Source organism: Leptospira sp. B5-022, from assembly GCF_000347035.1.
GTDB lineage: Bacteria > Spirochaetota > Leptospiria > Leptospirales > Leptospiraceae > Leptospira_B > Leptospira_B cinconiae.
In genome coordinates this window covers 117,012-139,526 of record NZ_ANIJ01000010.1, presented here as the reverse complement: position 1 = coordinate 139,526, position 22,515 = coordinate 117,012, and the positions used below count along the sequence as shown (strand labels likewise).

Here is a 22,515-nt window from a genome sequence, read left to right as displayed (position 1 = left end):
TATGAAACTTAAAATCACATTTTTGGCGATTCTCGCCGTTTTACTATTGGTGTTTTGTACTGCATTAGGAATTCCTAAATTAGCAGTTTCGGAAATCCCTGAGTTGGAAAAATTATCCAGAGACCGCAGATTGGAAAATCCTTCCGGATTGACCAAACTCAAATTTACGATCTTTAAAACAGGGGAGAAGAAGGCGTCTTCCGCATTCATATTCGAAGGCGGGCCTCTATTTCACAGAAAGCAGATCTATCATAGTGTCGTTTTTGTGGAACATCCCAAAGGGACTTTTCTATTCGATTCGGGGCTCGGGACCCAAATCCAAGAACAATACAAGGACCATAGATTTTACGTAAAACCTATGGTTGCTTATCAGAATCCGAATCCTTTGGTCTCTCAATTACAAACGAACGGGATTGATCCGGCGAAGATTGGAGACATCGTTCTATCTCATTTGCATTGGGACCATGCAGGAGGAGTGGAAGACTTTCCCAAAGCTAGGATCTGGTCCACGGAGGCAGGCCGAAAACATTTGCAAAAGTTTGGGGTGCAGAAGGGCTATCTGCCGAAACAATTAGATTCTGAAAATATAATATGGAAGGATTTGGGTTTTTCTTCCAAACCTTATGAGAATTATTCCAAAAGCCTGGATTGGTTCGGAGACGGTTCTGTGGTATTCGTTCCGATGGAAGGTCACACTGCGGGAGATGTCGGAATGTTCCTAAATCTGCCTTCCGGGAAAAGGTTCTTTTTTACGGGAGATATTACCTGGGCAAAAGAAGGATTCGAGATCCCGTCTCATAGAACTAGATTATTGAGATCTATCGTAGACAGGGATCAGGAATTGGTCGGAAAATAAATTTACAGAGTACATTCTCTTTTAAAAGCCTATCCGAATTTGGAAGTTGTTCCGGCTCATGATGGAGAAGTGATCGATCGTTTGGGATTATACCCTCATTGGATAGAATAGTATTTAGACAAAATCGAATCTATTCTTTAGTTTAGTAAGAATCGTATGAGTCGTCTCCGGGAAATACCTGGAGGCGATATCGATCATTCGGATCGTAAATCCGATCTTTAGGATCTTCTTCTTTTTATCCATTCCTTCCAAAATACGTTTTGCAACGAACTCGGCCGAGATGGAATTTTTACGCACGAATTCGAATTCTAAGGTCCTTTTTTCCAGTTTCCAGAATTTTGCGTTTTTGATCAGTCCTGTGTCGATCGCAGGAGGATAGACGATCATCACATGCAGGTTTTTATCTCCTTCTTCCGTCCATAAACAATTCGTAAATCCTCTCATTGCCGCCTTGGAAGAAGAATATGCGATCTTATTCGGAAAACCGATCAATCCGAAATCGCTGCAAATGTTGATTACGGAGGGAGAATCCGATTTTTGTAATATAGGGAGCGCATACTTGGTAAAATAGACCGTTCCCATAAAATTCACATCCATCACTTTTTTGAAATCCGAAAGATCCAATTGAGAGAATGGAGCGGCGATATAGATCCCCGCATTATTGACTAATACGTCTATCCTGCCATGTTGTTTTTCCACACTTCGGACGGTTTTTTCCACTTGGGAAGGATAAGACACGTCCGCAATATGAGTGCTGATAAAGTTTTTGGGAGTCCTGACCTTCTCTCTGACTTTGGATAGTCCTCTAGAATTGATATCGACCAATGCGAGATCGTAATCTTTTGCGGCAAATTCGATCGCTAATACTTCTCCTAAACCTCCTCCGGCTCCTGTGATGATCGCTGTTTTTCTAGTGGTTCTCATATTAGAATTTAAGAATGTATTTTTCTATGTTTTAGAGCGGGTATTTTTTTGCGGACCTTCTGCACTTCTTCGAGATCTATTTCGGTTAAGAGTAATTTTTCTCCTTCGCCCGCATCCCCAAGTACGTTTCCCCAAGGATCTACGACTAAAGAATGTCCGTAAGTCTCCCTTCCTTTTAAATGAGTTCCGGTTTGTGCAGGTGCGAATATAAAACATTGGTTTTCGATCGCTCTTGCTCTCAATAAAATTTCCCAATGAGCTTGCCCCGTGATCTTAGTGAATGCGGAAGGAACAAAGATCATTTCCGCATCCTTCTTCATAATTTCTCTGAACAATTCAGGAAAACGAAGATCGTAACAGATTACCGAGGAAATATTCCCAAGCTCCGGACTTTTATACGTTTCCGGGACGATCTGACCGGATTTCACAGTTCTGGACTCTCTGTATTCTATCCCGTCGCCAGGATCCGTATCGAATAGATGGATCTTATGATATTCGAATTTTTCTTTTCCATCGGGTCCGAAAATAATAGAAGTATTAAAAACTTTTCCGTTCGAAGCCGGGCTTGGAAATCCGCCTGCAAGTACTGTTATATTCAGTTTTTTTGATATATTAGAGAGAAGATTTACGGTTTTAGAAGCGATCTCACCTGCTCTTTCTAATTTTTCCTTTTCGGATCCTAAAAAAGGAAAATTTTCAGGAAGACCTACGAGCTTTGCACCTTCGGAAGCGGCCTCCCGAATATAGTTCTCGCATTTTTGCAGATTCAAATCCACGTCGGATCCGCTGTTTAGTTGGATTAGTCCCAAAAGAAAACGGTGCATAGACTCAGTATTCCAGACCCTTCGACAAAATGCAAAATGATATTCTTTACATTCTGCTTGTCTAAGCTCCTTCCCGGAAAAATTTAGGAGAAGTATGGCATTCGCCCTGAAAGAATTCAAATCCATCCAAAACTTTTACGCTGAAAAAAAGCATAAGGAAAATGTTTGGGCCCTCGTATATTTACTCTTACGATATTTAAGCAGCGGAGAAGGGGCCATCCAAGCAGTCCAAACTTCCTGGCTACAGGGCCTTCCGGAGAATTTGTCGGAACAGGACAAAAAGGAAGCATCCGAGAAAGTTTTGGAACTTGCGGACCTTCTTCTGGAAGCATTACGTTCTTGGAGAGATTTAGCCGATGAAGAAGGTTCCGAATCCGTAATGGAAGATGTGTTGGAGCTCGGACAATCGGTTTTAATCGAGACCAAGGAGATGGGAGAATTTTCCGAACTGGTCCGAGAGGAATCCTTGGATATTATTTCTGATCTTTGTTTGGTTTGCGGAGTAGAGATACCGAAAGCAGGTTATAAAAAGATAGATCTTTCCGCTTTCGATGATTCGGAAATAGCCGAAGAAGTGGAAGAATGGATCATTGCGCTTTCTTCTTTCGAAAAAGCGGAAGAAGCGTCCGATCTAGAAGACGGGTTCTTGGTCCTTTTTGTGAAGGTGTTTTTATTTTATATTTTCTTTAAGTAGAAGGTTCTAGGGGAAGTTGAAATCTTCCCTCTAAAATTCCTTGGACGGTTAGATCTGAATCCATGCTTTCCCAACGGAGCGAAACGTTTCAAATTTTAATGTACCCTCTTGGAGTTGTGAATTTGAAGCCGGTCTTCATAGTTTAAATTGGTCTGTTAGGAAGCCTATGTCTGAAGTTTTGGCGCTCTTCTTTTTTTTGACCGATTGATCTGTGTCTGTGGGCCCGTGGATACAAACTTATATTTACATATTTTTCGAATTGTTTCCATCTGATTTCATTGTTTGTTAAGCGAATTTTGTTTCTAGGGATAAGGATAAAATTTCTATCCACATTGTAATATTTGCTTATTACTAAATGTAAAGAATTTATTGGAATGAATGTCCAATTATCCTTGACCTTTTTATTTCCACCGAGTTCGTTTATTGTACGTTTCTATTTCGGAGGTTAACATTGAAGTCGAAGTTGAAAATAGGTGGGTTTTTGAGCCGTTCGATAATGGCCCTTCTTTTGACAGCCCTTCTGTCGGGTTGTTTGAGTTGGTATACGGGGGAACCTGACGCTGGGGTATTCGCAAAACCAGCTAAAACATCGGAACTTTATTACTCCGTGCAAAGTCCTCTTGGCATTATAGGTGCGACCGGTGCGGCTCAAAGCTCTCATGAAAATCCGGAACATAAACGCGGAGTTCGTAATGCTCTCGAAAAAAGTCAGCTATTTTCCGGAATTAACGTTTATCCCTCTATCAATGCAATGAGATTGGAAAAGATTAATCCTACTTACTTTTTGTCGGTAAAGATCATTGAAGGCAATCCTTCTCCGGGTTCGATGGTTTGGGCCTACGTCTCTTGGATACTCTTAACACTTATCCCTGTGGGTTATTCTAGCGAATTAAGTATTGAATGCGAATTGCATAAATATGATGAGGCATTGAAAATATATAAAAAAGCGGACTCTTATGTGTATGATACTCGAAAAAGAACATTTATGTGGTTGCCAGTCGTCATTCTTACTCCTCTGAACTTCGCAACTGGGGATCCTGAAGACATCGTAGAAATTTCGGTATCCTCGTATTTAGAAAGAGTGATTAGATCGGGTAAACTATCCATCTAATTTGGAATTCCTCCAAGCTATTTAACTTAGCGAGGATATAAAATGCGACAGGGATGCGGAGGGCTTTAGTCCGGGCATTGCCCGGACGAGGGCGAATGCCCGAGCCCAGAGCAGCCCGGTCTGCCGAAGGCAGAGTCGCCCAGATCTTTATATTCAAAGAGTATCAAAAATATCCTTCACTGCAGTGACAACATCCTCGATATCACCATCTGTCATTCCTGCGAATAGAGGAAGAGAGAGAGTTCTTTTATACATTGCATCAGAGTTTGGATAATTTTTTCTTTCGAATCCGAATCTTTGGTAGAATGGATGTTCGTAGAGAGGAATAAAATGAAGGCTGGAACCTATATTTCGTTTTTGTAATTCAGAACATAGAATGTCTCGGTTGATCTTTCCGGGGACTGTGTCTACTTCTACTCTGAATAGATGCCAAGAATGTTCACCGTCAATCGCAGGTAGAGGTAGATGTAAAAAAGGAAGATCTGCAAATTCGGAGCGATATATCTCGGCTATTTGGATCCTTCTTCTCCAAAGATCCTCCGCTTCCGCAAGCTGCACAAGCCCTAAGGCGGCAGCAATATCGCTCATATTATATTTAAATCCTGGAGAAACTACTTCATAGTACCAGCCTGGACGTCCGTACGTTTCTCTGTTGATACCGTGAAGTCTCATCAGTTTTATTCTTTCGGCAAAGTGAGCATGACGAGTGGTGACCATTCCACCCTCTCCCGTAGTGATCCCTTTGGTGGCATAAAAACTGAATACGGTAAAATCCCCATGAGTCCCGATCCTTTCTCCCTTATGAACGGCAGGGAAGGCGTGTGCGGAATCCTCAATTACATAAAGATGATATTCTTTTGCGAGTGAATTGATGGAATCCATATCGCAGACTGCGCCCGCAAGATGTACAGGCATCACTGCACGGACGGTTTTTCCGGTTTTTTTATGGACCAGATTCCCTTTGGAAAACACACATTCTCGTTCGATGGTTTCTTTTAAGGTGGCCTCGGTCATCAGGTTGAAGATCGGATCTACGTCCGCGAGAATCGGCTCCGCGCCGAAATAACAAACTGTCTCTGCGGTTGCGGTAAATGTTACTGCAGGAACAAGTACCGCGTCTTCGGAACAAAGTCCTATGGACTCCAAAGCGAGATGAAGTCCGGCCGTTGCCGAATTCATTGCCAGGGCAAATTCCGCTCCGGTGTACTTGGCAAATTCTTCTTCGAATTCTTTTACTTTTGGTCCTGAAGTGATCCAGCCTGAGCGAAGAACCGCCGCTACTTCTTCGATCGCTTTTTCGGAAATCGAAGGGAGTGCGAAAGGTAAGAACGTTTTTCTGGCTGTGATCATGAGACAAAATCCTCCGGCGCTTCTTAAAGGATCGGAAGATTTTCAGAAAAGATAAGGGGAAAACCTTCGGAATCTTTTTCCGAATTGAAATCCGACGGGGTTTTACTTACCCTGCTCCCGTGGGCGTGACCTTCTCCGAAATTTTGGAAAGAATCCGGATCTTAGACCGAGATGTCTCCGAATTGAACCGTCTGAAAAGCAGACTCCCCGCAGACAGGCCTTACTCTTCTTCCCTTCAAATTTCTTTCGACAAACAGATCAATAATCTTCTGAACGAAAGGATCCGACTTTTGGATCTGGAGGTCTCAGAGCCGCCTCGCTGGCTTCTGGGAGATACTGATGCTTACGATTCCGGGCAGAGAACAGCTTCCGCATTTTTGGAACCTGCAGATCTTTCTTCCAAAAAATTACAAGACCAGGATGTTATCAACCTGATCAGAGAATTGCCTAAGACGGAGATCCATCTTCATTTGGAAGCCTGCGTCAATAAGGACACCATGAAAAAACTCATGGCCAAAAACGGAATTCAACTCAGTAACGAAGAGTTCGAAGCTAAGTTTAATTTTAAGGATCTAAACGGTTTTATCCAAGTATTTTTCTTTATCCAAAGTTTGGTGAAAGAACCTGCCGACCTTTATTATTTTGTGGGAAGCCTCGCGGAATATATGAGAGCAAACAGGATCTTATACACCGAAGTATTCTTCGCTCCTTCTAAATTTATCCAAAACGGTTTGGATTTCGACGAAATGGTAAGCCAACTCGTGGAAGGTATCAGGGAAGAGAAGGAGAAGGACGGCATTGAGATCCGACTTCTTGTGGATGTTTCCCGATCTTTCGGTCCTGAAAACGCGATGAACAACCTGAACAGAGTCCTGAAGCTCAAACACAAGGAAGTAATCGGTATCGGTTTAGGTGGAGCGGAACTCATGGGACCTGCTCGAGATTACGCGGAAGTATTCAAAAAAGCTAAAGAAGCCGGGCTCAGAACGGTCGCTCACTCCGGAGAAGACGACGGTCCTTGGGCGATCTGGGAGGCCGTGGAACTATGTAAGGCGGAACGAATCGGTCACGGAACTTCCGCCATCCAAGATCCTGAGCTGGTGAATTATTTGAGGGAAAACAAGATCCCGATAGAGATCTGTGTTACGTCTAACGTTTTCACCGGAAAATATGTGCGTAAGGAACAGAATCACCCTGTTCGTTATTATTATGACCAAGGTCTTCCGCTCTGTATCAATACCGACGACCCTGAGATATTTAACGTTAACTTGACATACGAATATTTTAAACTTTGGAGATTTTTGGATTTCTCCTTGGATGAGATCGTGGATCTGATCCGACAAGGTGTATATGCCACCTTCCATCCTCAAAAAGAAACACTTTGGAAGGATATGGAAGTACAGATCAAAAAAGTAAAAGAGAAATACGGTCTTTTAGAACCCAGCATCCAATAGATCCAATGTTAAATCGTTAAGTTTGGCGGGGCTGATATAAATCAGTCAAAATCCTTCTTGCAATTGTAATCACTCTTCGTTTAGAATTCCCTTCCGGAGTTTACGATGAAGTCAAAAATTTTTTTAGGCGTTATTCTTACCTTAATCGTTTCGGGGATCGGGTATTTTTATTATTTGGGTGCATTCGATACCGTTCAAGTAAAAGAAGAGACCTTAGGACCATTCTATGTTTTATCGCATGAAAGGATGGGGAATTATAGGAACGTAGGCGAAACTTTCGAGGTAATCCAGAAGGAATTTCCGGAGAAGGGATTCAAAAATTATAAACTTTTTGGGATCTATAAAGATAATCCGAATACAGTTCCGGAAGAAAAATTAAGATGTGAAGTAGGTGCATTGTTCTCTGAACCTATAGCAGACGTCCCAGCCGGATTTTCATTACCTTTAAAATACAGGATCATAGAAAAGAAAAAATACTTAACCGTAGATTTTCCACTGAAAAGTTTCGTTTCTATTTTTCTCGGGATTTTTAAAGTATATCCCGTACTAACGGAAGCCTGTATTGAAAGAGGTTGTAATATGAATGAAAAAGGTTCGATCGAGATTTATGAACCGCTCGTGGAAAAGAAAACGAAGTATTTATTCCCATTAGAATAATACAGGAGAGACTCAAATAATGGGATTCTACTCTCAAATCAAAGAGATCCTTAAAGTATCTGTTCCGATAGATCGAAAGAGATTCTTTATATCCGGAGTGATCCTGTTCTTCGTTAAATACGGAGTGGATAGGTCCTTATCCTATTTCGTATTTAACAGAGAATGGTGGGCCCTGGATTATATAAAAAATCCGACAGCCTTGTTCACTTTGGATCCTTCTTCCGAGGATTTCACTTTTTATATCACCTTGATCGGATTTTCGCTCCCGTTCTTATACTTGGGAACGGTTCTCTGTTTAAAAAGATTGAGAAGCATCGGTTTGAGTCCTTTTTGGGTATTTTTATTTTTCGTACCTGCATTGAACTTTCTCATGTTCTTTCTTTTGTGCTTACTTCCGGAAGGTCTGTATGGTCCGTCCAAAATTATTGGCAACGAATCTTCCGACGGGTTTATTCCGAAATCTAAATTAATCGTTTCTATTTGGTCGATCCTGATCACTGCAAGTATCACTCTTCTTTTCAGTCTTTTTTCAACGGATATATTAAAAACATACGGAGCTAGTTTGTTTATAGGAGGTCCCTTTATTATCGGGTTTACTTCCGTAGCTTTATATTCGAGGACTGAATTCGTCGGTTTTAAACAGGCATTATTGATCTCGGCAAGCGCCATTTCTCTCGCCGGGTTTTTGACTTTTATAATCGCAATGGAAGGTGTTATCTGTTTGATGATGGCTGCTCCATTGGCTTATTTTTTGGGATTTTTAGGCGGAGGTATCGCGTATCTCCTACAAGCAAAGTCTAAGTTTGTATCTTCCTTTTTACCCTTTCTCTTTTTGATCTTACCATCACTCGCTTATCTGGAAGCAAATATGGACCGGGAATCCGATTGGTATATGGTGGAAACCAGTCTGAAAATTTCCGCATCGAAAGAAAAAGTATGGAAAGGTTTATTCGAATTTTCTGATATACCTGAGCCGAAAGAACTAATCTTTAACGCAGGAGTCTCTTATCCGGTTCGTGCCAGAGTGGAAGGAAAAGGAATCGGCGCCATTCGTTACTGTGAATTTAATAACGGAGTATTCGTAGAAGAGATCACCGAGTGGGATGAAAATACTTCATTAGGATTTAATGTGGTTCGACAGCCTGATGCGATGAAAGAGCTGAGTCCTTATAAAAATATCAGACCGACACATTTGGACGGTTACTTCGCTTCTAAAAAGGGGAGCTTCCAACTCGTCTCTTTAGGAAAGAATGAGACACTTCTAATTGGAAGGACTTGGTTTCAGAATAAATTCGGACCCACTGCGTACTGGAATGTTTGGATCCATTGGATATTGCATAAAATCCATTATAGGGTTTTGGATCATATCCGAAATACTGTCGAAGCTCCTTCATAAATCGTCGAGTATTCGAAGTTCTGGATTTTTGGGAGAGAGTATAAATAAGTATTTCCAACATCCGAAAATTCCGGCGAAATAGTCGCCTATGAATGTTTTCAAGACCTGGTTCGAATATTGTCGGATCCCGGAAAGGATCTGGAAAAAACTATTATCGATCGGAGTAGAAGACGCTCCCGGAGCCAGATATATAGTCGCTACCAATGCAGTGGTATTGATCACGGCGCTATTTACATTAGTGTATTACATTATTTTCACTAGCTTCGGATTGATATTTCCAATCTGGTTGTATCTACTTTGGACGGTAAATATATTCGGATACGCATTCGTTCTATTCCTAAATTTCGTTCGTTCCCATAAGGCTGCGAGATTATTACTTGCATTCGTGGGAACAATGCAATTATTGATGATCTCAAGGATCTTACCTCAAGAAGCGGGATTAGATCTTTACATTCTCGCGAGTTTTGCATTTCCGTTTTATATCTTTCCTCCGGAAGAAAAGAAATACATCTACATGATGGAAATCGCTCTTGCACTTCTATTCGTTTCCGTACATATCATACCTTATTTTTTCGACCCTATACTCAGTTTGGATCCTAAATACCGAAGTTACTTTTATTTTACCAGTTTGATCTTGGTAGTCGCATGGTTTTCTTTCATCGGAAAAGAATTGGCGCAGGCAGCCTGGGAAGCGGATCGTTCCTTGAAAGAAGAAAAAGCAAAAACAGAATTACTTTTACTGAATATACTTCCAAGAGAAACCGCAGAAGAACTTAAAAAAACGGGAAGCTCGGAGCCCAGGTTGATCACTCAAGCTACGGTTTTATTCACGGATTTTTACGGATTCACTTCTATTGCGGAAAAACTTACGCCCAATGATCTTGTAAAAGAATTGGATTTTTGTTTTAGACATTTCGACTCGGTAACCGAAACGCATAGATTAGAAAAATTGAAAACGATCGGAGACGCATATATGTGCGTAGCGGGAGTTCCTTCTTATAGATCTTCTCACGCGGTCGATAGCCTGCTTGCAGCATTAGAAATGTTGGAACGATTGGAAGAATTATCCAAGTTAAAAAAAGGCCCCAATTGGAAGGCAAGGATAGGAGTCCACTCCGGCCCCCTGGTTGCAGGAGTCATCGGCGCACGAAAATTTTCCTATGACGTATGGGGAGACACAGTCAATCTTGCGAGCCGAATGGAATCCAATAGCGAACCTGGCAAAGTGAACGTTACCCAATCCATCGTGGACTTGACCGACGAATATTTCCAATTCAAGTCCCGCGGAAAACTTCCTGTGAAAAACAAAGAAAAAACTGCGATGTACTTTCTATTAGGATTAAAATCCGAATTCAGAGATCGCAAAAACCCACGAAACCCAAACGCAAAATTTTGGGAAGAATACGGCAAACAATTCGGAAGAAGAGAACCGATCATTTCTTATTAAAATGTTTTGGCGCGTCCTTCGGACCGGGCTCTCACCTCCGGTTAAAAAATCGCCTTCGCGATTTTTTAACCCCGGCTCGATCCCTCGCGCACGAACCCATAGACAATGAGCGAGTCCGAGATAGCCGGAGCTGCTATCCAGGATGATATCGAAGGTCATCCTGAGTCGCAGAGAGAAGATTGTCGATATACAAGTAAAATTCCGTTGTAGGAGTTCCAACAAGAGCCGTAAAATTCGATTGCCGGAATTGGAAATTTCTGATATACGAGTGCAGGTTCTCCCACGAGCCTCTCCCCCCAATCCCAAATTCAGGGTGGGGGCGATCTTTCAGGCATGTAGGAATTCCTACACGTGACTTTACATTTTTATTTTATTAATCGCAGCGGTGATACTGCAACCCTTAAGCCTTCTCAGCTTCTAATTTTCTCCAAGTGATATAAGAAACGGCAACCAAGGCCAAGAAAATGAAAGGAGTCGCAAAGTTCGGATCTTTTGTGAAAAGATGAGAGAGACCTGCGCCTAATACATTGAAGGTGATTCCTGCATAAGCCCATTCTTTTAGTCTTGGAAATTTAGGATAAAGAAGAGCGAGTGCACTCAAACCCTTCGCAGGCCCTAAAATTAAAGCTACGTATGCGGGATATCCGAGAAGAGCTAGTCCTTCTAAAACTTGTGGACTTTGGCTCGTATATGCGTAAGCGCCGAAAAGATTTCCAAGAGCTATCAGGCCTGTGGTCGCCCAATATAAAACTTTGATAACAGTTTTGTTCATACAGATCCTCTGATTTCGAGATTCGATATATTTGTTAATCTAATCCGAGCTGTAAATATAAATCGAAGTAGAATTGTCGATTGGTCATGCGATTGTAGAAATTCCTACACTGCGGTCTAATCATGGGTTCTATATCTTGTCAGATTTTATGATATTGGCTATATGCCATAAAGGCATATTAATGTGTAAACTATAATGCAATAAAATAGTTTACTTTTTTGAAAAAGCTTCGTCCTACTGGTAATAGGACAAAGTTATGAAAATTTCTCTTCCATTTGATCGTTGGATCCTTCCGTTCAAGGAAAGACCTAAACTTTTAGTTTTGGGCTTTCTTCTTATAATCTTACTTTTCATTCTTCTTATTTGGCGCACTAGGAATTCCTACAAGGACACTTCGGAGATCATCCAAGGCTCCATTATAGAATCCGTATATGGTCTTGCAACCGTCAGCTCTTCGGAGGTGTATCATCTTAGGATCGCGATACCTTCTGCCATTCGAAAAATTTTTGTGGAAGAAGGAGATCAGGTCCAAGAAGGAACTCCTCTTGTCGAGTTCGACAGTTTTGGGACGATGAGATCACCTTTTGCAGGAGTGGTGACTAATGTTGCTTACGAGACGAAGGAAACCGTGGTCCCTCAAACGCCGGTCGTCACAGTGATGGATCTAAAAAAAAGATATCTGGCCGTCTCTTTGGAAGAGAAGGGGGCCGTGAAGGTCAAAAAAGGTCAGCGCGTCCGTATCCGTTTCGAAGCATTAGGTGATAAACAATTCGAGGGAGAAGTAAAATCGGTCTATCCTGCAGATGGACAGTTCCAAGTGCATATCATTCCGAGCGGGATCCCGCCTGAGATCCTTCCCGGTATGACTGCGGATATTGCGATAGAAACTTCGAGTAAGCAAAACGTAATATTGCTTCCGATCAAAGGGATCAAATCCGGTAAAATTAAAATATTAGAAAACGGTAAAGTTCGTGTTGAAGAGGTCGTAACGGGCCTCATGAACGGGGAATACGCTGAACTTGTTTCCGGAGATGTAAGTTTAGGAGATAAGGTGCTTGTCCAGGAGGATAAATGAATGTTGTTTATCGCTCTTAGGCAGATGTCTGCTCGGAAAAAACAAACCATTCTTACCTTACTTGGGATAATCTTAGGAGCGACCGCTTATATAGTTATCTCAGGGATCATGTTAGGCCTAAGAGAATATCTGATAGATCAACTTGTGAATAACGACGCTCATATTAGGATCTCTTCACAGGTAAAAATTATCGGAGAGAAGGATCTGGATCAGGTACTTTTCCGTTCTACGGAAATACCTTTTTGGTCCGTTCCACCTTCCGGGAGAAGGGACACGGAACAGATCGAGAACCAAGCTGGATGGCAGAAAAAAGTCGCCTCCGACCCGGATGTGGAAGCGAGTTCTCCTCAACTTCAGATAAAAGTAATATATAGAAGAGGTAAGATTGCAGAAGCAGGAAGGATCATCGGTGTAAAACCCGAAGCCCAGGCTAAAGTCGCTAGGATCAAAGAGAATATTATCCAAGGTGATTTTTTGGAGATTAAAGAAAGCGGTAACAAATTAGTGATAGGTGAAGGATTGAGATTGTTACTCGGAGCCAGAATCTCGGATACTGTTTATATCAGCACTGGAAAATCGGAACCAATCCCTTTTAAAATTGCCGCTTCTTTCCAAATGGGAAATAAGGCGGTCGATGATAGTACCGCATTCGCAAATTTGGGAGATGTCCAAAGTTTAAACCAAACTCCCAACCGTATTAGCGATATAACGGTTCGTCTTAAGGAAGTTTCCAAGGCGACTCCAAAGGCTAGAGCATGGGCAGAGTCCGGAGACGTAAAAGTGCAGAGCTGGGAAGATGTAAACGCCACATTTATTTCCCTTTTTAAAATGCAGGATGCGATTCGCTATGCTTTGGTTGGGACCATTCTTCTTGTGGCAGGATTCGGAATTTATAATATTCTGAACATAGTGATCGGTCAAAAAAGAAGAGAGATTGCAATCCTTAGATCTATTGGGTACGAGGCCGGGGATATCTTAAAAATATTCCTGATCCAGGGTTTGATCCTGGGAGTGGCCGGTGGAGTTTTAGGAATGGTTTTAGGAAATCTGATCTGCAGAAGGTTGGAGCATGTGTCTTTTTCCAATCCTCTCATGCAAACCAAATCCGGTATGATGATGGTATCCTTTGCGCCTTCTATTTATTTCCAAGCCTTCTTGCTCGCCTTCATTGCAACTTTGATCGCGAGCATTTTTCCGGCTCGGTCTGCGAGTAAACTTTCTCCTATAGAGATCATTCGGGGCGAATAATGGGGATCATATTAGAAAACGTTAAAAAGAGTTTTGGAAAACCTCCTATTGATGTGATTAAAGGGATCAGCTTTGGGATCCAAGAAGGTGAGTTTGTTTCTTTAACAGGAAAATCCGGCTCTGGCAAAAGTACACTTTTGTATTTGATTAGCAGTTTGGACGACCCTTCTCAAGGTATTATCAGTATAGATGGAAGGAAGATCAGTTCCTTGTCCCAAACGGATCTACATTCTTTTCGAAATCTTCACATGGGATTCGTATTCCAATTTCATTATCTTCTTCCCGAGTTTACCGCTTTGGAGAATGTCTTGATGCCTGCTTTAAAAGCGGGTAAACTTAATGAAAAAAAAGAAGATGCGATCCGACTTTTAAAACGATTCGATCTGGGAGACAAGTTGGATCATATCCCTTCCAAACTTTCCGGCGGGCAGATGCAAAGGGTTTCAATTGCCAGAGCTTTGGTAATGAAGCCTCGATATCTTTTTGCAGACGAACCTACCGGGGCCTTGGATTCCGCGAACGCGAAAATCGTTATGGATATCTTTAAGGATATTAACAAAACGGAGGGAACCACGGTGATTATGGTCACTCATGATGTTGATTTTGCAAAATCTGCAAAAAGGCAGATCAAACTTGTGGACGGTCTGATCTCCAACGGAAAGGGGGAGAAATGATAGAAAGAATTCTGGAAAGGACCTTTCTTCTTTTTTTATCCTCCGGTTTTGCAAAGACGAATACGGACCAGATCGCAAAACATATCGGTATCAGTAAAAGAACATTATATAAATATTATGATACCAAGGACAAACTCATCGATTCCGTTTTTGAACTGATGAGATCTAAGGTCCAATCAAAGTTTGATAAGGTCTTGCAGGACAAAACTAAGGACCCGATCGATCGTCTAAAAGAGATCTTATTTTTCATTTCGGATCTTGGATCTAAAATGTCCAAAACATTTGCCAAGGACATCGAGATGGTGCGTCCGGACCTATTCGTTACTATGAGAGAGTTTAGGAAACAAAGGATTTTGAGTTTATCAGACCTTCTCCGGGAAGGACAAAACGCGGGTCAGATCCGAAAAGATGTCACACCGGAACTGACGATCGATATTCTGTTAGCTGCCGTCGATGGAATATTAAATCCGACGTACTTATTCCAAAGTCCTTATTCGAATACGATGGCATTCGATGCGATCGTTACCATCTTCTTGGAAGGAGTGCAAGAAAAACATTAGAGAGTTTTTAAATAAGCCATGATAAACGGTTCTATATCCCCGTCCATAACCGCTTGTACGTTCCCAGTTTCGTGATCCGTACGATGGTCTTTCACCATATTATAAGGATGGAATACATAAGAACGGATCTGGCTTCCCCAAGCAATGTCCTTTTTTTCTCCCGACTTTTTTTCCAGATCGTCTTTTAACCTTTCTTGTTCCAGTTCGTAAAGTCTTGCTTTTAACATTTTAAAAGCAGTGTCCCTGTTTTTGATCTGGGACCTTTCGTTCTGGCAGGCGACCACTATACCGCTTGGAATATGTGTGATACGGACCGCGGAATCTGTAGTGTTAACGTGTTGCCCGCCTGCTCCGGAAGAACGATACACATCCACTCGGATATCTTTGTCTTCTATCTTGATATCTATATCATCGTCCAATTCGGGACTCACGTGAACCGATACGAAGGAAGTATGTCTACGTTTGTTCGCATCAAAAGGAGAGATCCTCACCAAACGATGCACTCCATTCTCACATTTCATAAATCCGTAAGCAAAATCGCCTATCACGTGTATGGTGGCGTTCTTGATCCCAGCGCCGTCTCCTTCTTGGAAGTCCACAACGCTGTATTGGTATCCTTTTTTATCGAAGTATTTCAGATACATTCTGAAAAGCATCTCTGCCCAGTCCTGGCTTTCCGTTCCGCCGGCGCCGGGATGGATATTTAAGAATGCAGGTTTCATATCTTCCGGTTCGTTTAGCGCACCTAGAAGTTCCAACCGTTCGAATTCAGTCTTTAACCTTTGGTATTCGGAACTGAGTTCGTCTACCCCTTCCTCTCCCTTTTCATCGAATGTGAGTTCTACTAAATCAGGAAAATCTAATATATCTCTGCGGATATTGACCCAAGGATCTAATTTTCTTTCTAATTCCGTTTTTCTTTGACTGATCGATTTTGCCTGATCAGGATTGTCCCAAAAACTAGGCTCCGCGATACGATCGTTAAAAGATTTAAGTTGGTCCTGGTCTTTGTCCAGGTTCAGGAGTTTCCAGCGATTTAAAAAATTCTCTTGAAGTTCTTTAGAGAGGCGCTTCAATTCCTTGGCGTTCTTAACTTCCATTTCGGTCCAATAAAATATATAATATTAATCTAATTTGCAACACCGGATGCGGCCCAAGATCGTCCTCTAAAGGAGAGAACACTTATCGGAAGAGGAAATCTTCTTTTTCTTCTCTGGCTTCTTCCCAGCTAAATACCGTGTCTCTAAGTTGGGGAGTGTTTCCTTCCACAGTGGAGACTAATTGGTATTCTTCCTTTCTGCCAAATTCTTCCGGAAGTCGTTTTAGGACAAGTTTTCCGGAACGGATCAGGTCTAAAACATGGAGGAGGAATGGATCTCTTTCGGAACGTTGGAGTTCCTTCATGGAGGAATAAAAGGGCATGATCCCCTTATAGAACCAATCCACGGTCTCGTTTTTACCCGGAGCCCAGAGTTGGTCCAATCGGATGGATTCCTCTTGGACTAAACTTTTGCCTTGGAAAGGTTTCTGTAGATGTCTGCATTGAAAATATAGTTCGTGATTGATCTCTCTAGGAAAGGTCCTGCCGTAACCTGCACCGATCCATTCTAACCATGCTTTCTTTTCTTTGCTGGGAAGCGCAGGTATTAAAGCGAAAAGATAGTTTTGATTTCGGAACACTCTGGATTGTGCCAGAAAATCCAAAACCTCGTACGGGATCATATAATGACCGGTCTGCCATTCTATCACTATCGGGACATTCTCTACGTCCAGATATTCGTCGGGAGTTTCCTTTTGGACCACATCCCCGAATTGAGTGAGTATATAAATAAAAGATAATAGTTCTCGGCGGGTCATAGAACGGATCAATGTATCCGAATCCAATTTTTGTTTTAGAGAAGCTCGAATTAGATTGTACTGCTCTAACGGATATTGGTGAGGGGATAAAATGATCCCTAAATGTTTTTCTAATTTGCGAAGGTTGGACCTTTCGACTAAATCGATATTTCCGGAAACTAGAAAGGGCATAATTAAAGAGCTTTACTCGCGATGTCCTTACGGAAAAAGGTTTTGGAAATTTTGAAACCGTTGAGATAAGAATAAACCTTATCCACCGATTCTTTTAAATCCTTACCGTAGGAAGAGATTCCTAGAATTCTTCCACCTGTCGATATTAAGTTTCCATCCTTTTTTGAAGTGCCCGCATGAAAAACGACTAGATCTTTACTATTCGTTTCCGGCAAATTTAAAGGAATATTCTTTTCATAAGAATCGGGGTAACCTTCCGCGGCTAAAACGACTACGGTGGACGCTCCGGGTCTCAAACCGATTTTTACTTCTCCGAGTGCCCCTTTGGCAGATGCTTGGAATATTTCCAACAAGTCGCCTTCCAACATGGGTAATACACATTGTGTCTCCGGGTCACCGAATCTACAATTGAACTCTACTACCCTAGGATTACCATTGGTGTCGATCATTAATCCGGCGTATAAAAGTCCTTTATACGGATTCCCTTTCTTGCGAAAGATCTCGAATACGGGCTGGAAGATTAGTGTATTTACTTTTTCTAATGTTTCTTTAGTTACTATAGGGGCAGGGCAATAGGCACCCATTCCGCCCGTGTTCGGTCCAAGATCTCCGTCATACGCTCTTTTGTGATCTTGGGCCGCAGGAAGAGTGAAGTAAGTATTGCCGTCGCTGATCGCAAAAATAGAAGCTTCTTGTCCTTCCATGAACTCTTCTATAACAACTTTGGATCCGCTTCTTCCGAATTTATTATCTAAAAAGATCTCTTTTAACGCTTGTATTGCTTGTGAAAGTTCGCTACAAACAGTCACACCTTTGCCTGCGGCAAGGCCGTCCGCCTTGATTACGATAGGCGCTCCTTCTTTTTCTACATAAGAAAGAGCGGATTCATAATTTTCGAAAGAGGCGTACTTTGCAGTCGGCACTCCGGCTTCTATCATTAAGGATTTTGCAAATTCTTTGGAGCCTTCAATTTGCGCGCAATAAGCGGAAGGACCGAAAACAGGAACGCCTATCTCCGCCAACCAGTCTCCGATCCCGTCCACTAACGGATCTTCAGGTCCCACTACCACTAAATCATATTCATTTTTTTGAATGAAGCTTTGGACCGAAGTTTTGTTCTTCAGGTCGAAAGAATTCGGAGCTAAAACCTCGGAATCAGGAAATCCTCCGTTTCCCGGGAAAACATACAATTGACTGAGTTTAGGGGACTGGCGAAGCTTATAAGCGATGGCGCTTTCACGACCTCCAGAGCCGATTAAAAGGATCTTAGACATAATATTTTACCGCGAATTAAAGTTCGAAAGTTTAACCTAGTTTTTCCAAACCTTTTTGGAGAACTTCTTTTTTATCACGGACGTTTTTTAGTTTTTCTTTTTCTTTTTCGATCACATCCGGATTCGCTTTTGCAATGAAGTTCTCATTCCCTAATTTGGAAGCGAGTTTTTCCTCTTCTTGGATCAACTTTTGCAATTCTTTATCGATACGTGCTCTTTCTTTTTCGAAGTCTATCATTCCTGCCAAAGGAAGAATAACTTCTCCGAAGCGGAAAGCCCCTATGGAGTCCGTCTTTTCTCCTGCATAGTTTGCGTTAACTTCTATACTTTCCAACCGAGCAAGTTGTAGGATAGAAAACTCAAAGTCTTTTACTGCAGAAGCGACCAATGACTGCGAAGATTTCAAGATCACCTTACATTTTTTATCTAATGGAACTCCATTCTCCGCTCTTTGGACACGGATCTGAGTTACTACATCTTGTAAAATAATCGTTTTCAGAACACCTTCGTCTTCTTTGGAAACATTATAAGAAGTCGGGAAAGGAGTTTGGATCAAAAAATCTCCTTCGCTGAAAACTTCGTATATTTCCTCTGTTAAGAAAGGCATAAAAGGATGGAGAAGTCCTAACGCCTTAATTAAAATACTTGCAAGTACTTGTTTTGCGATCTCTTTGGATTCTTCGCCCAGCTTTCCGTAAATTCTAGGCTTTACCAACTCGATGTACCAATCGCAGAAATCTCCCCAAACGAAATCATAGATCTGAGAAGCCATTTCGAAAAACAGGAATTTGGAATATGCTTTTTCGTAATTCGCAAGAGTTTCGTTAAATTTGTGAAGGATCCATTTATCCATCGGTTCCAATTTGGAGCCGTACTTGGATTCTAGATCTTCTAGTTTCCAGTCCGCATCCAAATTCATTAGGATAAAACGACTGGAGTTCCAGATCTTATTACAGAATGAACGATAACCGTCCAACCTGCTTTCGTCGAATAGGACGTCTTTAGCTTCCGGTAAAGTAGCGGCCAAGAAGAAGCGGAAAGAATCCGTTCCGTATTTATTCATCATATCCAAAGGATCGATAACGTTCCCTATGGATTTGGAAAACTTCTTACCTTCTTTATCTCTTACTAATCCGTGAATGATCACTTTCGCAAAAGGGGTCTTGCCGGTAAATTTTTTACCCATCATGATCATTCTGGCAACCCAGAAGAATATGATATCGAATCCGGTTACGAGGACCGAAGTGGGATAGAATTTTTTGAGATCTTCCGTATTTTCAGGCCAACCTAAAGTAGAGAATGGCCAAAGCTGAGAAGAGAACCAAGTGTCTAAAACATCCGTGTCTTGTTCCACTTCCGTGGAATTACATTTAGGACAGTTGTTTACTTTTGTTTCGGAAACTTCTATATGTTTGCAATTTTTGCAATGGTAAGCTGGGATACGATGTCCCCACCATAATTGGCGAGAAATGCACCAATCTCTAATATTGTTCATCCATTCGAAGAATGTTTTTTCCCAGAGTTTCGGAACAAATTCGGTTTCTCCGGATTGAACCGCTTGGATAGCGAGTTCGGCAAGAGGTTTCATTTTACAGAACCATTGCGTGGATAAGTAAGGTTCTATAATTTCCCCGCCTCTGGAGTTATGACCGATCGAATGAGTATGTTCTTCTATCTTTTCTACGAGACCCAAAGCTTGCAAATCATCTATGACTTTTTTACGAGCGACAAATCTTTCTAATCCTGCGTATTTTCCTGCGTTCTCGTTCAGGGTCGCATTCGGATTCATCACTAGTAATGGTTTAAGCCCTAATCTTTGTCCTGCTTCAAAGTCGTTCGGATCGTGAGCGGGAGTGATCTTAACCAATCCTGATCCGAATTCTTTATCTACGAAAGAATCGAATAAGAGCGGGATTTTTCTATCCGTAAGTGGGAGTTCCAACTCCGCACCTTTTAAGGATTTATATCTTTCATCATCGGGATGAGCAGCAACTGCAACGTCTCCGAACATTGTTTCCGGTCTTGTAGTGGCAACGATCAGGAATTTGCCCGGTTGACCAACGATAGGATAACGTAGATGATAAAGTTTGCCCTTTACTTCTCTATATTCCACTTCCAGATCGGAAATAGCGGTCAGAGTTTTAGGACACCAGTTGATGATCCTTTCTCCCCTGTATATTAAACCTTCGTCATATAATGTCTTGAAAACCTTGAAAACGGCTTTGGACAATCCTTCGTCCATGGTAAATCTGGCGCGGGACCAATCTACCGATTCTCCCAAAAGTCTTTGCTGGTTTTGGATCATTCCACCTGAGTGTTCCTTCCAATCCCAAACTTTTTTTTCGAATTCTTCTCTGGTGAAGTCGGTTCTTTTTTTGCCTTCTTTTGCGAGTTCTCTCTCTACAACTACTTGGGTAGCGATCCCGGCGTGGTCGGTGCCTGGTACCCAAAGAGCGGATTTTCCTTTTTTACGCTCAATTCGGATCAGAATATCTTGGATCGTATGATTGAGTGCATGACCGATATGAAGGCTTCCGGTCACATTAGGGGGAGGAAGAACGATGGTAAAAGATTGGTCTGCTTTGAGGTTCGGCTCAAAACTTTTTTCCTTCTCCCAGAGAGAGATCCATTTCGGTTCTACACTGGTAGGTTCGTAACGATCGCTGATTTGTTTCTTCATAGCCTTCGTTCGGATAGAATTTTCCGTAGAAGGATGAGGTCAAGTCGTACTGGTCCTGTAATAAAGCAGGAATACTCAATAAAACGCCAAGATGGATTCCTGGGCCTTACATCTGACGAGCGTCTAGCTCAAGATCTGTACAAAACAATTTCTTGGAATGTATTCTCTACCTTCCCTTTCGCCTGCACATCCTGTGCAGAACTTCGGGTCGCTTTGCCATCCTGGCTTCGCTCTCAGGCTAAGAATACATTCCATGCTATTTAACAGTATTTTTGAGATAGACTCTATAATACATCGTCGGTCTTTCCTTATTGTAAGGTCTTTTTTAGCAAGGTTTTCAAATAAGAAGAAGGGAACTTCTCCTTATCCTTGATCAATACACAATTCTTACCGTTTTCCGACTTGGGAAACTTGGCACGAAATGCCCTGACAAAAGATTCTTCGCAGAAATAGACGGAAAGATGGTTTTTATGGTTCGAGAATGCGACCCATCGCCCATTCCTCTCGAAAGTAGGCATACCATATTTCAGACTTTCTCTTAGATCCGAAAATTCTTCGCGGATCGAATCCACCAAATCCTTTAATTTTTCACTCCTCATGGAAGGAGTTTTTTCTAAATAGTCCTCCACGTCCGGATTTGAATTAGAATCCAATCTGGGGAGTGTGGGAACTAAAGCATAAAGTAACATATTTTGTCCTAGGGGCAGGACCCTATTTCACTTAACCTGCGTTCGCAACTAATGGTAACGGTTCCAAGCTTGGGGTAGAAACGGCACCACCTTTGAAAAGTCGAGCGAGTTCGCTCCAATCTTCTCTGCTAAAATAATCCAATCCGCCTTCCGGACAGCCGAGCAGATCTTCTATCGTCTTGTGATAAGAAAGCATCAGATCGTAGATATCCTCTTCCGAATCTTTACTTTTTCCTAAAAGGTAGAAGGCTACTTTTTCTCCCAAAGCATCGCTTAGGTCGAAAACGATGGACGTCAGGTGGTCTGCTCTCAATTGGCTTTTGAGAGAACCGTCCTGTTGGCCTTCTACGATCAAAGAAGCGAATAACGGAAAACTTAAGTCTACGGATTTGCGTCTTATCTTATCCCTTAATTGAAGATTGCTGGCGGAGAAAAGAGATTCTAGAAGAAAACGGATCTCTTCTGATTTTCCTTTTTTCCAGTTTCTTGCAACTATGAGCGCTTGGCGGAGTTTTTCCAAACCGGTGCCTTCAGATCCCAAATCTCCAATCTCTGCTTGCATCACGGCGTGGCCTTCTTTTGCGAATTGCACTGCGATCTCTTCTAAAAGTTCTTCTTTAGATTGGAAGTGGTGGTAAAAGGTTCCTTTAGCTATATCTAAAGCGGATAGAATATCCTGGATGGATGTGGTTTCGTACCCTTTTTCAAAGAATAGCCGTCTGGATTCGTTGAGAATTCTTTCTTTTGTGGAGATTTTTGCTGGGATCATTGTGGTTCCTCCTGCTAAACCGACGGTCGGTAT

Annotated in this window: 21 protein-coding genes; 11 read left to right on the top strand and 10 right to left on the bottom strand. The window is 41.9% G+C overall.

The window, feature by feature from the left end:
- Position 1: 1 nt before the first annotated feature.
- Positions 2-856: an MBL fold metallo-hydrolase gene (locus LEP1GSC192_RS04035; RefSeq protein ID WP_020768653.1), complete on the top strand. Its 855-nt coding sequence runs from the start codon at positions 2-4 to the stop codon at positions 854-856.
- Positions 857-970: 114 nt separating this feature from the next.
- Here the strand turns inward: LEP1GSC192_RS04035 and LEP1GSC192_RS04030 are convergent, their stop codons facing one another.
- Positions 971-1,780, bottom strand: coding sequence for an SDR family oxidoreductase (locus LEP1GSC192_RS04030; protein ID WP_020768545.1), 810 nt, complete (start codon positions 1,778-1,780; stop codon positions 971-973).
- Between the two features lie 8 nt (positions 1,781-1,788).
- Complete coding sequence (locus LEP1GSC192_RS04025; RefSeq protein ID WP_020768621.1) at positions 1,789-2,604, bottom strand: carbon-nitrogen hydrolase family protein; 816 nt, start codon at positions 2,602-2,604, stop codon at positions 1,789-1,791.
- 94 nt (positions 2,605-2,698) lie between these two features.
- On the opposite strand from LEP1GSC192_RS04025, the gene LEP1GSC192_RS04020 reads away from it, so the two are divergent.
- Entirely contained in the window at positions 2,699-3,298 is a 600-nt protein-coding gene (locus LEP1GSC192_RS04020) for a hypothetical protein (protein ID WP_020768613.1), read from the top strand.
- Positions 3,299-3,779: 481 nt separating this feature from the next.
- A complete protein-coding gene (locus tag LEP1GSC192_RS04015) occupies positions 3,780-4,409 on the top strand; it encodes a hypothetical protein (protein WP_157186886.1) in 630 nt (209 codons plus the stop codon).
- A 153-nt stretch (positions 4,410-4,562) separates the two neighbouring features.
- Here the strand turns inward: LEP1GSC192_RS04015 and LEP1GSC192_RS04010 are convergent, their stop codons facing one another.
- Positions 4,563-5,759 carry a DegT/DnrJ/EryC1/StrS aminotransferase family protein gene (locus LEP1GSC192_RS04010; protein WP_020768566.1) on the bottom strand — a complete coding sequence of 399 codons (1,197 nt, stop codon included), beginning with the start codon at positions 5,757-5,759 and terminating at the stop codon, positions 4,563-4,565.
- A gap of 119 nt (positions 5,760-5,878) precedes the next feature.
- On the opposite strand from LEP1GSC192_RS04010, the gene add reads away from it, so the two are divergent.
- The 4 genes from add (at position 5,879) to LEP1GSC192_RS03990 (ending at position 10,713) form a co-directional block, all read left to right on the top strand.
- A complete protein-coding gene (add, locus tag LEP1GSC192_RS04005) occupies positions 5,879-7,213 on the top strand; it encodes an adenosine deaminase (RefSeq protein WP_036088954.1) in 1,335 nt (444 codons plus the stop codon).
- Between the two features lie 105 nt (positions 7,214-7,318).
- The gene (locus LEP1GSC192_RS04000; protein WP_020768668.1) at positions 7,319-7,870 is read left to right on the top strand and encodes a GyrI-like domain-containing protein; all 552 of its coding nucleotides are present in this window, start codon (positions 7,319-7,321) and stop codon (positions 7,868-7,870) included.
- Between the two features lie 19 nt (positions 7,871-7,889).
- Positions 7,890-9,266, top strand: a complete 1,377-nt coding sequence (locus LEP1GSC192_RS03995; protein WP_020768582.1) for a membrane protein — start codon at positions 7,890-7,892, stop codon at positions 9,264-9,266.
- An 88-nt stretch (positions 9,267-9,354) separates the two neighbouring features.
- Complete coding sequence (locus LEP1GSC192_RS03990; RefSeq protein ID WP_020768580.1) at positions 9,355-10,713, top strand: adenylate/guanylate cyclase domain-containing protein; 1,359 nt, start codon at positions 9,355-9,357, stop codon at positions 10,711-10,713.
- Positions 10,714-11,113: 400 nt separating this feature from the next.
- Here the strand turns inward: LEP1GSC192_RS03990 and LEP1GSC192_RS03985 are convergent, their stop codons facing one another.
- Positions 11,114-11,485 carry a DoxX family protein gene (locus LEP1GSC192_RS03985; protein WP_020768630.1) on the bottom strand — a complete coding sequence of 124 codons (372 nt, stop codon included), beginning with the start codon at positions 11,483-11,485 and terminating at the stop codon, positions 11,114-11,116.
- A gap of 256 nt (positions 11,486-11,741) precedes the next feature.
- On the opposite strand from LEP1GSC192_RS03985, the gene LEP1GSC192_RS03980 reads away from it, so the two are divergent.
- From LEP1GSC192_RS03980 to LEP1GSC192_RS03965, 4 genes are read left to right on the top strand one after another with little or no spacing between them, the layout of a single operon-like run.
- On the top strand, positions 11,742-12,560 hold the full coding sequence (locus LEP1GSC192_RS03980; RefSeq protein WP_020768530.1) for an efflux RND transporter periplasmic adaptor subunit: 819 nt from the start codon (positions 11,742-11,744) through the stop codon (positions 12,558-12,560).
- Entirely contained in the window at positions 12,561-13,808 is a 1,248-nt protein-coding gene (locus LEP1GSC192_RS03975) for an FtsX-like permease family protein (protein WP_020768610.1), read from the top strand. It begins immediately after the preceding gene.
- On the top strand, positions 13,808-14,482 hold the full coding sequence (locus LEP1GSC192_RS03970; RefSeq protein WP_020768549.1) for an ABC transporter ATP-binding protein: 675 nt from the start codon (positions 13,808-13,810) through the stop codon (positions 14,480-14,482). The genes LEP1GSC192_RS03975 and LEP1GSC192_RS03970 overlap by 1 nt, the downstream gene beginning before the upstream one ends.
- Positions 14,479-15,042: a TetR/AcrR family transcriptional regulator gene (locus LEP1GSC192_RS03965; protein WP_020768647.1), complete on the top strand. Its 564-nt coding sequence runs from the start codon at positions 14,479-14,481 to the stop codon at positions 15,040-15,042. Before LEP1GSC192_RS03970 ends, LEP1GSC192_RS03965 begins: the two co-directional genes overlap by 4 nt.
- Here the strand turns inward: LEP1GSC192_RS03965 and prfB are convergent.
- The 6 genes from prfB to LEP1GSC192_RS03935 form a co-directional block, all read right to left on the bottom strand.
- Entirely contained in the window at positions 15,039-16,142 is a 1,104-nt protein-coding gene (prfB, locus tag LEP1GSC192_RS03960) for a peptide chain release factor 2 (protein WP_020768639.1), read from the bottom strand. The two genes, LEP1GSC192_RS03965 and prfB, sit on opposite strands and share 4 nt — an antisense overlap.
- A gap of 82 nt (positions 16,143-16,224) precedes the next feature.
- Complete coding sequence (locus LEP1GSC192_RS03955; RefSeq protein ID WP_020768587.1) at positions 16,225-17,070, bottom strand: hypothetical protein; 846 nt, start codon at positions 17,068-17,070, stop codon at positions 16,225-16,227.
- A 2-nt stretch (positions 17,071-17,072) separates the two neighbouring features.
- Complete coding sequence (purD, locus tag LEP1GSC192_RS03950) at positions 17,073-18,344, bottom strand: phosphoribosylamine--glycine ligase (protein WP_020768638.1); 1,272 nt, start codon at positions 18,342-18,344, stop codon at positions 17,073-17,075.
- A gap of 31 nt (positions 18,345-18,375) precedes the next feature.
- Positions 18,376-21,024: a valine--tRNA ligase gene (locus LEP1GSC192_RS03945; RefSeq protein WP_020768576.1), complete on the bottom strand. Its 2,649-nt coding sequence runs from the start codon at positions 21,022-21,024 to the stop codon at positions 18,376-18,378.
- Between the two features lie 308 nt (positions 21,025-21,332).
- Positions 21,333-21,713, bottom strand: a complete 381-nt coding sequence (locus LEP1GSC192_RS03940; protein WP_020768674.1) for an iron chaperone — start codon at positions 21,711-21,713, stop codon at positions 21,333-21,335.
- Between the two features lie 31 nt (positions 21,714-21,744).
- The gene (locus tag LEP1GSC192_RS03935) at positions 21,745-22,482 is read right to left on the bottom strand and encodes a TetR/AcrR family transcriptional regulator (RefSeq protein ID WP_020768625.1); all 738 of its coding nucleotides are present in this window, start codon (positions 22,480-22,482) and stop codon (positions 21,745-21,747) included.
- Positions 22,483-22,515: the final 33 nt, after the last annotated feature.

Excerpts from the sequence above, each read along its gene's own strand:
- LEP1GSC192_RS03970 (WP_020768549.1), top strand. The coding sequence starts at position 13,808 with ATGGGGATCATATTAGAAAACGTTAAAAAGAGTTTTGGAAAACCTCCT.
- LEP1GSC192_RS03990 (WP_020768580.1), top strand. The coding sequence starts at position 9,355 with ATGAATGTTTTCAAGACCTGGTTCGAATATTGTCGGATCCCGGAAAGG.
- LEP1GSC192_RS03965 (WP_020768647.1), top strand. The coding sequence starts at position 14,479 with ATGATAGAAAGAATTCTGGAAAGGACCTTTCTTCTTTTTTTATCCTCC.
- LEP1GSC192_RS03955 (WP_020768587.1), bottom strand. The coding sequence starts at position 17,070 with ATGCCCTTTCTAGTTTCCGGAAATATCGATTTAGTCGAAAGGTCCAAC.
- LEP1GSC192_RS04020 (WP_020768613.1), top strand. The coding sequence starts at position 2,699 with ATGGCATTCGCCCTGAAAGAATTCAAATCCATCCAAAACTTTTACGCT.
- LEP1GSC192_RS04025 (WP_020768621.1), bottom strand. The coding sequence starts at position 2,604 with ATGCACCGTTTTCTTTTGGGACTAATCCAACTAAACAGCGGATCCGAC.
- prfB (WP_020768639.1), bottom strand. The coding sequence starts at position 16,142 with ATGGAAGTTAAGAACGCCAAGGAATTGAAGCGCCTCTCTAAAGAACTT.
- LEP1GSC192_RS03995 (WP_020768582.1), top strand. The coding sequence starts at position 7,890 with ATGGGATTCTACTCTCAAATCAAAGAGATCCTTAAAGTATCTGTTCCG.
- LEP1GSC192_RS03985 (WP_020768630.1), bottom strand. The coding sequence starts at position 11,485 with ATGAACAAAACTGTTATCAAAGTTTTATATTGGGCGACCACAGGCCTG.
- LEP1GSC192_RS03940 (WP_020768674.1), bottom strand. The coding sequence starts at position 21,713 with ATGTTACTTTATGCTTTAGTTCCCACACTCCCCAGATTGGATTCTAAT.
- LEP1GSC192_RS04030 (WP_020768545.1), bottom strand. The coding sequence starts at position 1,780 with ATGAGAACCACTAGAAAAACAGCGATCATCACAGGAGCCGGAGGAGGT.
- LEP1GSC192_RS03975 (WP_020768610.1), top strand. The coding sequence starts at position 12,561 with ATGTTGTTTATCGCTCTTAGGCAGATGTCTGCTCGGAAAAAACAAACC.
- LEP1GSC192_RS03980 (WP_020768530.1), top strand. The coding sequence starts at position 11,742 with ATGAAAATTTCTCTTCCATTTGATCGTTGGATCCTTCCGTTCAAGGAA.
- LEP1GSC192_RS04000 (WP_020768668.1), top strand. The coding sequence starts at position 7,319 with ATGAAGTCAAAAATTTTTTTAGGCGTTATTCTTACCTTAATCGTTTCG.
- LEP1GSC192_RS03935 (WP_020768625.1), bottom strand. The coding sequence starts at position 22,482 with ATGATCCCAGCAAAAATCTCCACAAAAGAAAGAATTCTCAACGAATCC.
- LEP1GSC192_RS04010 (WP_020768566.1), bottom strand. The coding sequence starts at position 5,759 with ATGATCACAGCCAGAAAAACGTTCTTACCTTTCGCACTCCCTTCGATT.
- LEP1GSC192_RS04035 (WP_020768653.1), top strand. The coding sequence starts at position 2 with ATGAAACTTAAAATCACATTTTTGGCGATTCTCGCCGTTTTACTATTG.
- LEP1GSC192_RS03945 (WP_020768576.1), bottom strand. The coding sequence starts at position 21,024 with ATGAAGAAACAAATCAGCGATCGTTACGAACCTACCAGTGTAGAACCG.
- purD (WP_020768638.1), bottom strand. The coding sequence starts at position 18,344 with ATGTCTAAGATCCTTTTAATCGGCTCTGGAGGTCGTGAAAGCGCCATC.